The 12775-nt window shown below is 34.6% G+C and carries 9 protein-coding genes; 4 read left to right on the plus strand and 5 right to left on the minus strand.

Annotated elements, in window-relative coordinates; translation table 11 throughout:
* Positions 1-27: 27 nt before the first annotated feature.
* Entirely contained in the window at positions 28-1365 is a 1338-nt protein-coding gene (locus tag AACH31_RS10490) for a DUF7309 domain-containing protein (protein WP_161832252.1), read from the minus strand.
* 344 nt (positions 1366-1709) lie between these two features.
* Between AACH31_RS10490 and AACH31_RS10495 the strand changes: the two genes are divergently transcribed.
* Positions 1710-4328 (plus strand): FAD-dependent oxidoreductase, encoded by a 2619-nt coding sequence (locus AACH31_RS10495; protein WP_262953864.1) that lies wholly within the window; start codon positions 1710-1712, stop codon positions 4326-4328.
* A gap of 682 nt (positions 4329-5010) precedes the next feature.
* Here the strand turns inward: AACH31_RS10495 and AACH31_RS10500 are convergent.
* The 4 genes from AACH31_RS10500 to AACH31_RS10515 all read right to left on the minus strand — a co-directional run bounded on the left by AACH31_RS10500 (position 5011) and on the right by AACH31_RS10515 (position 10022).
* Complete coding sequence (locus AACH31_RS10500) at positions 5011-5598, minus strand: DapH/DapD/GlmU-related protein (protein WP_161832250.1); 588 nt, start codon at positions 5596-5598, stop codon at positions 5011-5013.
* Positions 5599-5650: 52 nt separating this feature from the next.
* The gene (locus tag AACH31_RS10505; RefSeq protein WP_338617599.1) at positions 5651-6490 is read right to left on the minus strand and encodes a prephenate dehydrogenase; all 840 of its coding nucleotides are present in this window, start codon (positions 6488-6490) and stop codon (positions 5651-5653) included.
* Positions 6491-6679: 189 nt separating this feature from the next.
* Positions 6680-9316, minus strand: a complete 2637-nt coding sequence (adhE, locus tag AACH31_RS10510) for a bifunctional acetaldehyde-CoA/alcohol dehydrogenase (RefSeq protein WP_161832248.1) — start codon at positions 9314-9316, stop codon at positions 6680-6682.
* A gap of 271 nt (positions 9317-9587) precedes the next feature.
* Entirely contained in the window at positions 9588-10022 is a 435-nt protein-coding gene (locus AACH31_RS10515; protein WP_161832247.1) for a hypothetical protein, read from the minus strand.
* Between the two features lie 647 nt (positions 10023-10669).
* Between AACH31_RS10515 and AACH31_RS10520 the strand changes: the two genes are divergently transcribed.
* From AACH31_RS10520 to AACH31_RS10530, 3 genes are read left to right on the plus strand one after another with little or no spacing between them, the layout of a single operon-like run.
* Entirely contained in the window at positions 10670-11311 is a 642-nt protein-coding gene (locus AACH31_RS10520) for an accessory gene regulator B family protein (protein WP_161832246.1), read from the plus strand.
* Positions 11280-11468, plus strand: a complete 189-nt coding sequence (locus AACH31_RS10525; RefSeq protein WP_161832245.1) for a cyclic lactone autoinducer peptide — start codon at positions 11280-11282, stop codon at positions 11466-11468. Before AACH31_RS10520 ends, AACH31_RS10525 begins: the two co-directional genes overlap by 32 nt.
* Positions 11468-12775 carry a sensor histidine kinase gene (locus tag AACH31_RS10530; RefSeq protein ID WP_161832244.1) on the plus strand — a complete coding sequence of 436 codons (1308 nt, stop codon included), beginning with the start codon at positions 11468-11470 and terminating at the stop codon, positions 12773-12775. Before AACH31_RS10525 ends, AACH31_RS10530 begins: the two co-directional genes overlap by 1 nt.

Below are 12775 nucleotides of genomic sequence, written 5' to 3' on the forward strand. Positions count from 1 at the left end.
TATCTTGCTAAGCAAGATATCTTTTTTTTATAAATAGCATCGTCTAACACATTGCTCAATGATTTCATAATTAGAATTTTTTTCGGCTTCTCCTACAATATTCAAGTAATGTGACAAAACTTCAGGAACGAGTTGAAGCTCCTCTTCCCCTAATAAACTAGGCAGCACCTCTTTACAAGCAAGCTCTACATTTTCTATACTCCAATGGTCTGGCAACTCATGAAAATGCCCTAACATGACGACATGAAATAACTCTACAATATTTTCAAATTGATTTTTTCCTTTATCTGTTAATTCACGACTTAATACATCACTCGATAAAATACGTTGACAGATTTCTTTACTTGTTGATAAAACCACGTCTATTTCTCGCTCAAATTCATCTTCTTTCACAAATGTAGATAGTTGACGGTCCACCATCATTAAATCATCAGCAAACTGATTTGCCACTTTTAACTCTTGAACGCGTAATAAATTAATCTTCGTTTGACCCGCAAAATCTTTAAATTGCCTCATGACTGCATCACAATCGGTAACGAAAGCTTTTGGCCTAAACTCTAATTCATGAAGTAGCGTTTTAGCGACCTGTGATAAAATTTGCTCTTGATTTTCCCGACTAGGTGAGGACATTTCAACAAAAATTAACTGTTTAGTTTCCTGTTCTAAAATGACTGTCACCAGCGGAGCGTAACCGCGAGATTCGTGAGAGTCTTCCATTATACGTGGCATCAAAAACTGAGTAACCTCAAATACTAAATTGGTTTGCGGTAACTTCGAAATACGATAAGCCTCCAATTCATTTTGATAAGGTACCTCTTCTTCGTTTAATTGCTTCAAAAAGGTTGCTAGGGAAACTTTTAAAGTTTTCCATCGTCCTGCTGGATCCTTTAATCTCATGAGAATTTGATTCTCTTCTAATGAAAATGAGGGCGTTTCCTTAATTAAATTAACTAACTCTAAAACTTGATTTAAGACTGTTTCTAGAAAATTTACTTGCCACTCATTACTGATACTGCGATTAACAACCCCATATTGACAATCATAAAATTGAGTATCATCTTGGTTAAAAATCACAGATAGGCATGTTTCCTTCGATAAAATATTCCCTGTACTCTGTATTGAGGATTGCGAGTCATCTAATTCAAGTCCCTCATTATAATGACGTAATCCCTCTAGCCCCATATAAACCTTTAATCCTACCCTAGCAGTATTTTTTCCTTGAATAGAACAAAATCCCATTACATGTGTCACCGGATCCTCAATCGCAAATAACTGATATTCGCTAATAACCTCCCACGGTTTTAAATCTTTAAATAATTCCACTGTACGATATAAAGAATTCATTTTTAATTCAGTTGCCTTCATCCCAATCAATCCTTCCCGCCATATCATTTTATTTATTATGGTATAAAATTCCCTTTTTTACACAGTCTATAAAAAAATAATAGTATTTTAGAGATAGACGATCCCCCTATCTTCCTATTTATTCTATTGAAAGAATACAAATATCCGGGCTTCCCCATACATCATTTGAATTGGGGGGTTCCCTTATTAATAGCACTCAATCAAACATCTTTTAAAAATAAAAGAGCATCTCACTTGTGAATTTATTTATTTTTAGGTATTTTATACTTATGAAATAAATATTTTTTTCACAAACGGGTATTTATTTCTTTAATCTTATTATGATGAAATATTGGAGGGAGTTTATGATTCAATCTGTCAATTTAACAAATGATATTTTTTGGTTAGGTATTTTAGATCCTCACTTAGATGTATTCGATATCATCATGGAAACAAAATACGGAACAACCTATAACTCTTACTTGGTTCAAACGACGGAAGGAGCCATTTTGGTTGAAACGGTCAAGGAAAAGTTCTTTGATGCCTATTTACAAAAAATTGAAGAAAAAATCGGGGATTTAAATCAAATTAAATACATTATTACCAACCATACCGAACCCGATCACGCTGGATCTATTGGAAAACTCATTAACCGTATCCCTCATTTAACTGTTATTGGTTCTAAAACGGCGATTACCTACTTAAAAGATATTTTAAATATAGATTTTAACTATCAAACCACAGAAGAACTTAAGTCGTTCAAATTAGGTAATAAAACATTTGAATTTATTAAAGCACCTTTCTTACATTGGCCAGACTCCATCTACACGTATATGCCAGATGAGCACGTCTTATTTACTTGTGATTCATTCGGCTCTCACTATAGCCCAAAATCGGGAATTAAATTATCAGAAGTACCTCAATCGGAAGAAGCGGCTTATCAAGATGCTCTACTGTATTACTACACGGCCATTTTTTCACCGTTTAAGCCTTATGTTCTTAAAGCCATCGATAAAATCAAAGACTTAAAATTATCGATGGTCTGTACAGGGCACGGACCTGTTTTGGATACCCGAATTGATGAAATTATTTCAACTTATCAACAATGGTCAACACCCGCAACTAAAAAAGAGGTCAAAAAGGTTGTTATTCCTTATGTTTCTGCCTATGGATATACAGGTGAGCTTGCGGAAGCTATTATGAAAGGAATTCATGAAGTAGACTCTACAATTGAAATTCTCCCTTATAATCTCGATTTATTAAACTATCCACAGAAAAAGGATGAAATCCTTCATCACTTTGCTGATGCCGATGGAATCTTATTTGGAACATGTACAATCAATGGCGATGCATTACCGATTATTTGGGATTTATCCATTAATCTAAATCCTATCGTACATGGTGGAAAAATTGTCTCTGCCTTTGGTTCATACGGTTGGAGTGGCGAAGGTGTAGATAATATTATGGATCGTTTACACCAACTTCGAATGAAAGTAATTGATGGATTTAAAATAAAATTCCGTGCCTCAAAAAGCGAAACAGAGGCTGCAATTGAATTTGGTAAGCTCTTTGCTAACTGTCTATTAACAGACACGGTTCCGGAACGTAAAAAGGAAACTTCAATAGCTTTAAATGTTGAAGAATTAAATCCAAGTGGTAAGGTTGTCTTATGGCGTTGTATCGTTTGTGGAGAAGTTTATCCGGGTGTATTACCTCCAGAAATTTGCCCTGCTTGTGGAGTGGGATCTGATTTATTTGAACTCTATGAAGAAGAAGTCATTAACTTTAAATCAACAGCTAATGAAAAATTCGTCATTATCGGTGGAGGGGTCGCAGCGATGACGGCGGCAAACACAATCCGTCAACGCAACGAGGTTGCCTCAATTACGATGATTAGTTCAGAATCTAGTTATCCTTATTACCGTCCCTCTCTATCTGATTTAATTGTGCACGATCTTGCAGATGAGGAATTTAATTTAAATGCCAAGGAGTGGTATTCAAATCATAATATCCATCTCTTACTTAACTCAACTGTAACGACTTTAAATGCAGATGAACGCACATTAGTTCTTGAAAACGGAGAAACAATCGCCTACGATAAATTAATTTTAGCAACAGGGTCCTCAAACTTTATCCCACCAATTAAAAACGCTGATGCTTTAGGTGTATTTTCTATTAAATATAAAACAGATGCACTTGCACTTCGCGAGTATGCGCAACACAAAAAGTCCGCGGTTATTATTGGCGGAGGGGTGCTAGGTCTTGAAGCCGCTGATGCTTTACAGGAATTAGGACTTAAGGTTACCATTGTAGAAGTTAGTGATCGCCTAATGAAAACACAATTAGATAGCGATGCTTCTCATTTTATTCAACATATCCTATCTCAAAAGGGGATTGAAATAAGAACTGAGGCGAAGGTAGAAGAAATCCTTACAAACGATCAAAAGGTGGTAGGCGTTAAATTAGCTAATGAAACACTTAATACTGACGTTGTTGTCATTAGTGCAGGGGTTCGTGCAAATACACAACTAGCTTCTCAAGCTAACCTGGAAGTCAACCGTGGGATTGTTGTCAATGATCAAATGCAAACATCTAACCCGAATATTTACGCTTGCGGTGATGTCGCCGAGTTTGAAGGGATCTCTACAAACCTATGGTCTCCTGCTATTGAACAGGCCAAAGTAGCAGGAAGCAACGCTGTTGGTGATTCAAAAACATTCCAAAATGTATGTGAACCACTATCTCTTGTTGCCTTTGATACAGAAGTATTCGCAGTTGGTAAATACCCAAATGAAAACTTAGATACCTTTCAAACCCTTGTGGATAAAAATCCTGAGACAGGACAATTTAAAAAATTATATTTTAAAGATAACCAACTAATCTACGGTATTCTATTTAAGGATATTTCTAAAGCAAGTGTGCTATTAAATGGTGTACGAAACAAAGATAACTATCAAACAGTTGTCTCAAAACTTTATCGTTAAAGAGAAAAAGTGACTATCTTCCATCAGATAGTCACTTTTTAATTTTCTATTAAATTTCAAAAATGAAAGATTATCACTTTCGAAATAAACGCAATCCCGCTAATAAACAAATGAAAAACAGAATAATTAAATTTCCCCATTCTAATAAAAGTCCCCAATTCCCTCCATAAATCATCTCAGGCGATGCATTATACTCATCACAATATATCCCTAAATTATAGAACAAAACCATTGAAATAACTAAGGAAATTACGCTTAGTAAAAATATCGCCCTATTTACTAATTTCATCAATATCACCCTTAACCTTTCCCAAATTAAAAAATTCGCTATCAATCGGATGAGGTAATTTGCTCAATCGGGGGAAGTAAGATCATAACCTAACAAATTGACCAAAAATTCTATCCTTTTAGATACTTTTTGATTGTACCATATTTTATAAAAAAAACTAGAAATTGTTAAATAGGTGGATTTTTTTAAGACAATAAAACAGAAGTTTATCTGATAACTGATTTAATTTCCTTTCTTTCCTCAAAGAAAATAAGCTTTATTCCCCTTTCATCGACCAATCCTTTCTCACTTTCTATCCTAAAAAAACTCGTAAAATTTTAACCATACTCATTATGGCACTTTCTACGAGCTTTATCTTATTTATTATCGAACAAGTTAATCCAAAGAATTACCTCAAAACCTTTTATCCCCTGTATCATCAATCGTTTTAATGACCCTAGCAGGCACCCCTGCGACCACAGTATTTGCTAAAACATCCTTTGTGACAACAGCCCCCGCTGCAACAACTGCATTTTCCCCAATCGTTACCCCCGGAACAACAGTGGCCCCTGTAGCAATCCAAGCATTTCTTTTCACCACAATCGGTTTAGACACCGTTGCGTGACGTTTTCGAGGAGTCAATGGATGATTAATCGTTATTAAATTAACTTTAGGCCCAATGAGAACATCATCCTCTAATATAATTCCTCCACGATCCATAAATGTACATCCATGATTCACGAAAACATTTTTACCGATTTTAATATTCTTCCCAAAATCCGTGTAAAACGGAAGCCGAATACGAAAGGTTGGATCCACTACGCACCCAGTTAATTGCGAAAATAGATTACGAATTTCTTCATCAGTATGGTAATTACCATTTAGCTCAAATAATATCTTTTGCACCTCATCTATTCGTTCTCTAATCTTATAGTACCCCTCATCCTGATGCGTAATTTCTTCGCCGGCCCGATCACGTTCAAAAATATTGCGACTTTTCATCATAATCCCTCCATTAAACCACATAGTTAATGTAAACGAGAGGGGATGAGTACTAACTATCTAACCCTTCTCTCCTTTTAGTTGACTTTCTAAAGTACTGCTTAAGTGTTTCTATATCATAATCATGAATAGCTTTTTTAATAAGATCTAACTCTAGTTCAAAGTTGTTAATGGCCTTTAATAAATTGTCCTTATTTCCTAAAAAAAGTTCACTCCATAAATCCTCATTAATATTTGCAATGCGTGTTAGCTCTCTATAACTATCCCCGATAAAGCTCCCCGTGTCACGTCCCTCCTCATCACTATTTATTAAAGCAACAGCAATAGCATGCGGAAGTTGAGATGTGAAACCGATCATCTCATCATGAAAAGAGGGAGTGATACGCCTTACTTTTTTGAATCCCATTTCATAAGCAAGACCCTCAATTAATTCAATATTTTTTTCTTTATTCTTCTTTGTGGGCGTAATTAAATAATTAGCCCCTTTAAACACCTGATGTGATGCAAAATCAATTCCCTTTTTCTCTCGTCCGGCCATCGGATGACCGAATACAAAATCAATTTCTTCAGGCAGCATTGCTAGTATATCCTCGATAAACATCCCCTTAATTCCTGTTGCATCCGTAATCACGCACCCTGGCTTTAAATGCTGAAGATGATTTTGAATAAAAGACCTCATGAGTTGTGGATAAATGGCTAGGATAACTAAATCCGCATCTCTAAGCAGTCGATCACCCACCGTTTGTCCCTCCCTAATAATCCCCATCTCTCTCGCCTTTTGTAGCGTTTGAGCGTTTGTATCTATCCCATAAACCTCTCGATACCCTGCCTCCTTAAGTGCCATCGCAAACGAACCCCCAATAACACCTAATCCTACGATCACAATTTTCATTGCAAATCTCCCCTTTATTTTAAGAATTCAATGATTTCTTTTATGAATGTTATCCTCTGGTAAATTAGCATTTATCTCGAACTTTTAAGCACGTCTAAATCCTCTATCTATTATATGGATTTTTGTCTTAAGAATATGACTTAATTTTTTATACCCTGTTGCGAAAAAAAAGAGCCCTTAGGCTCTTTTTTAAAACTTACTTTCATAATCATAAATTAAACGCAGGATAGCTTCCATGTCATGAACCATTGGCATACGAGGATTGGCTGGCGTACATTGATCCTCATAAGCATTCATTGCCATACGATGAACAGATTCCTCCCAGGCATCTTGGTCAATCCCCTGAGACTTAATATTGGCTGGAACTCCAACTTTCTTACATAACTCTTCGCAAGCATCCGCAAACATCCGTACACCTTCTTCTGGTGTTTGTGGATTTAAACCAATTAATTGGGCTAACTCCATATATTTAATATCTGCCTTATAGTTTTCAATTTTAGGCCAGATATTTAATTTGGTTGGAATCGTTCCATTATAACGGATGACATGAGGTAATAAAATCCCATTGGTGCGCCCATGAGGGACGTGCCATTCCCCACCGATTTTATGAGCCAGTGAGTGATTCATTCCAAGAAACGCATTGGCAAAGGCCATTCCCGCAATCGTCCCAGCATTATGCATTTTTTCGCGTGCTTCCGGATCGTTTTTACCATTTTTAACTGAGCGTTCTAAATAATCAAACACTAATTTAACAGCCTGTTTAGCTAATCCATCTGTAAAGTCAGAAGCTAAAATTGAAACATACGCCTCAATAGCATGTGTCAGCACATCAATCCCCGTGTCTGCTGCAATCGATGCCGGCATTGTTTTAGCAAACTCAGGATCCACGATAGCTACGGTTGGAGTTAAAGAGTAGTCCGTTAATGGGTACTTTTTATTCTCTGACTTATCTGTAATAACCGCAAATGGGGTAACCTCTGAACCTGTTCCAGATGTTGTTGGAATACAAATTAAACGCGCTTTTTTCCCTAACTCCGGAAATTTAAAGGCACGTTTACGAATATCCATAAACTTCTGTTTAATGTCATCAAAGTTTACTTCTGGGTGCTCATACATCAACCACATCACCTTAGCCGCATCCATTGAAGATCCCCCACCTAAGGCAATAATTGTATCAGGCTGGAACTTTCTCATCAATTCAACACCCGCATTAACTGTCTCAATGCTTGGATCTGGTTCAACATCAAAGAATAATTCCAAATCTACCTTATTACGACGACGCTTAATAACATCCTCAACTTTATCCACATAGCCTAAATTATACATTCCACGATCTGTGACAATCATCGCCTTCTCCATCTCTTTCATGTCACGTAAATAGCGAATAGAATTACGCTCAAAGTAAATTTTAGGAGGTAATTTCATCCACTGCATATTGTTATTTCGACGACCAATCCGTTTAATATTTAATAAATTCACCGCACTCACATTGTTTGAAACAGAGTTATGTCCATAAGACCCACATCCTAACGTTAATGATGGAATAAAGGCATTATAAACTGATCCAATTCCCCCAAATGTTGAAGGTGCATTTTCGATTACACGAATCGCTTTACATTTTAACCCAAACTGAATTGAAATGTCATGATCTTGTGTATGAATAGCAGCCGAATGTCCTAATCCGTTAAATTCCACCATAGCAGCTGATTTAGCAAGTCCATCTTCTGTCGATGTCGCCTTTAAAACCGCTAATACTGGGGATAATTTTTCACGTGTCAATGGTTCATTTGGACCAACCTCTTGACAAATGACACAAATAATTTGGGTATCTTCAGGAACATTAAATCCTGATTGCTCTGCAATCCACGAAGCTGGCTTTCCAACTACAGCGGGATTCAAACGAGCTTGTGAAACATTTTCACCGTAAGCTTGGCAGCCAAACATATAATTTTCTAATTTTGCTTTTTCTTCATCATTCGCAAAATACACTTTAAAACGACTCATCTCTTCAATAAATGCATCATAAATTTCATGATCCACAATCGCTGCTTGCTCAGATGCACAAATCATCCCATTATCAAATGATTTTGATAAAACAATGTCGTTAACCGCACGCTTTAACACACATGTTTTTTCAACATAAGCAGGCACATTCCCTGCTCCAACCCCAAGTGCTGGTTTTCCACATGAATAAGCAGCCTTAACCATGGAATTTCCTCCAGTTGCTAAAATAGTCGCAACCCCTGGATGATTCATTAAACTAGTTGTCGCATACATTGAGCGCATCCCTAACCACTGAATACAGTTAGCTGGTGCCCCCGCTTTAATTGCTGCATCTCTAATTACCGTTGCTGCCTGAACCGAACATTCATACGCCGATGGATGAAAAGAGAAAATAATCGGATTTCTCGTTTTTAAGGCAATTAACGATTTAAAAATAACCGTAGATGTCGGATTAGTTGTTGGAATAATTCCACAGACAACCCCAACTGGTTCAGCAATCTCAGTAATTCCTGTTAAAGCATCCTCATTAATAATTCCTACCGTTTTTAAATGACGAAGATTATTTGTGACATATTCACAGGCAAATAAATTTTTTACTGCCTTATCCTCAAAAACACCACGTCCCGTTTCTTTAACGGCCGCTTCGGCTAATACACCATGTTGATCAAGTCCAGCTACTGAACATTTAGCCACTATGTAATCCACTTGCTCTTGATTAAATGTTTCAAAATCATCTAACGCTTTTAATGCCTTTTGAACTAACTCATCAACATGGCTATCAATTTCTTCATTTGTCCATGTCACCTTATTTTCTTCACTCATTTAATCTATTCCTCCCCAACTAAACAATACAATCATATACATTACGGTATATTAAACAAAGCGAATAAATATGACTGTCAAAAAGAAAAAAGGAACAATATTTAAAACGTTGATTCGCTTAATAAAAGAAAATTATTGATTCATGAAGATTGCTCTATCTCCATCAAGATATCACATCATTTTATTTTAAAGATACGCCATAAAAAAAAGAAGCAAATGATTCTCACTTGCTTCTTTGTCTTATCCCTCAATATCGCTCTTCTACTTCGGTTTATCCACCATAATCAGCTGTGTCAATTTTCATTTCACCGTTAACATCTTTAAAATAGAGATTCAAATCTGATGAATATAATAATTGGTCTGTTTCTTTAGACTTCATATCGTATTTAACATGGACGCGATATAAATCGTCTTGTGGTTTAATTTCCATCTTCGTAACCTCGTAATTAGGTACCTCTTTTTCATTCTCTAATTGATAAACAGTTAAATACTCGATTAAGTCACCTTTAACCGCGCTATCATCCGTAAAGTAACTATTTAATGCCTCTAATTCTGACTCATTCGTATAATCAGATAAATCATTTATCTCCTTAAAAAATTTCTCAGTCGTTGATTCAAGTTCTGTTGAAACTTTTGAATCAATATTTGAACAACCTACCATAAAAAATGAAAACAATACACCGAGTAAAGCAACCCTCTTTAACATACTATCTCTCCTATCGTTCCGTAGATTATCAAAATAAAATTAATGATTTTTTCTTGAAAGTTATATCCTTAATAAAGCTAGATATTAAGTAAATTTTCAAATGGGTATCTATCGAATATAGAAAATAACGCATTTTCATTAAAACTGCTCCCATTAGATTTTTATGATTGCTTTTTAATATGATTCAAACTATAGATTTTCCCCTCTCAAATCATAATTTTATTTCTCCTATAATTTATTATTTTTTCTAAATAAAAACAATATTTTTTCCTAAACGGTCATTTTTTACTCATAAACGGTCAAAAAGAACCTATTCCATTAGGATTTCATAGAACTTTTTTATTAAAGACTAAGGCATTTATACAGACTAATTAAAACCTAATTATCTAACCAAAAATTTGATTTCATTTGTAGATATTTCTTCGCCACCTTCACTTAAGTTTTACTCTCCTCTTCTCATCGAAAGCTTCATTTGCTTTGGATGTTTCTACATAATACAAGGGCTCCTTCTTTCAAAACATAAAATATTGAGACTTCAAATCAATACTTCCTTCATTTTCGACAAAAAAACACCAATAAATGAAATTATTATTTTTAAATTCTGCAGAGTAAATGGTATAATTTTGGTGTATAAGGGGGATGAATAAATGACTAAATATGTGATTCTTTCAAAAAAAAATTGGGTAGAATTCATCGCAACTATGGTAGCCGATTGGATTAAACGTAACATTGTAATAGATGATTTAGAATATTTAAAAATAAAATTAGGGATTGAAGTTATACTAATTAACCTTTTAAAAGGAACCGTAATTTATGGTTTAGCCTTTGTACTAAATACCTTTTATTTAACCCTCATTTTGCACACTTCCTATCTTTTTTTAAGAGTTAAATCTCATGGTCTCCATGCAAAAACAAGTTTAAATTGTTCAACTATTAGTATTGTTTTATTTGTTCTACTTCCTTATTTCTCACGTCATTTTATATTCAGCAATCATTTTATTATAATTAGTTTTATGGTTTCTTTTTTATGTTTAAATCGTTATGCACCTGCGGATACCGAAAAACAACCCTTAATTAATAGACAAAGAAGAGAAAAATTACGTAAACAATCCTTAATTCATTGCCTAATTCTTTTCTTCATCACCTTAATGATTAAAAATCCTGACATTAAAAAGATGATCACTTTAGGAATCCTCAGTCAAATTATTTTTACTTTACCCCTGACCTATAAAATTTTAAAAAGGAGCTATAACAACTATGAAAAATATACAGAAACATTTGATGAATAAACTTAGGCAAGAAACCGCTAAATCGTTAGGAAAAGTCGCATCAAAAGTAGGGGATAAAGCCATTGATACTACCTGTATCGGATTTGCTTATGAGCCTGATATCCCTCAAGCATTATTGACTCGGCGAGTAAATCAAAAATTGGAGGAGACTATTTAATGACTCTTTATTTTATTCTCTTTTTACAATTAGTAACATTACTAACAGGAGCCAGTATTTTATCCCCTCAAAAAATAGCTATAAAGGATTTCATTATTTGGTTATTAATCATTACTATAATTGGACTCCCTCTTTATAATGTCATTGGATTTTTTGCGATCTTTGTCGTTATTTTATTTTTAATTATCTCGCTATCCTTGAAGACTAAGCAAGTGTTTACTAATATTCTATCAGTATGTGTCCCATTAATTATAATAGTGGTAACTGATTACTTTTCACAAATCATGGAAATGTATGTCCTTAAGAAGGTTTTAAATTCTTTTATTGTACATTATGATAGGCTCCTTACGGTAGAGCTTCTCGCTAGTATGCTAAGTATCTTAATTTGTTGTTTTATTAAATCTTTAATCGGAAAATTCCGTCAATTTCTAACGCTAGATAGAAAATATCAGAGTCTAATTCTTAGCTTTCTTTTACTAACCCTCGTTATTTTTTATTTTAATATCTTTCTTGGACAAATCCAGGGATTTAGTCCAAAACATCTTATCCTTACAGGTTTATTATTTTTCATTTATGCCGTGTTATTAGGTTTGGTCGTTATGACTTTAATCTATATCTTAAACAAGGATGCCAAGATGAAACAGGAACGTATATTAAATCAACAACTACATGAGTATACTCTTCAAATTGAACAACTCTATACTAACTTAAATAGTTTCCGTCATGATTATCTCAATATTTTATTGAGTTTAGAGGAAGGGATTCGTCAAGAAAATATTGAAATTATAAAAGATGTCTATCAAAGCATTATCCAACCCACTAAGCAGCTGGTCAAAGGTAATGACTATATTTTAGGACAGCTACATAAGATTCAAGTAGTCGAAATTAAAAGTCTACTCACTGCCAAAATTATTAAATCTCAAAACAGTGGCATTGAGGTTCGATTAGAAATAGAAGATCCGATTAATTCAATTTACATGGATACCTTTTCATTTTATAGAGTTTTCTCTATCTTATTAGATAATGCAATCGAAGGAGCCAGTACGACAAACCATCCCTATATCTCCATTATCATGATTCAAGATAGAGATGCCCAACAAATACAGATTGAAAATAATTGTGAGGACAGGAAAATAGATTTACAAACTATCTATACCAAAGGCTATTCTTCTAAAGGAAAAGATAGAGGGATTGGCTTATATAATGTCCACCAACTCTTAGAAGAGAACAAATACATTAGACTAGAAACATCGTACGAATCAGGAGTATTTATTCAAACGTTAATATTACAAAACGAGGAGCGATAA

The organism is Turicibacter faecis, assembly GCF_037076425.1.
GTDB classification, from domain to species: Bacteria; Bacillota_I; Bacilli_A; order MOL361; family Turicibacteraceae; genus Turicibacter; species Turicibacter faecis.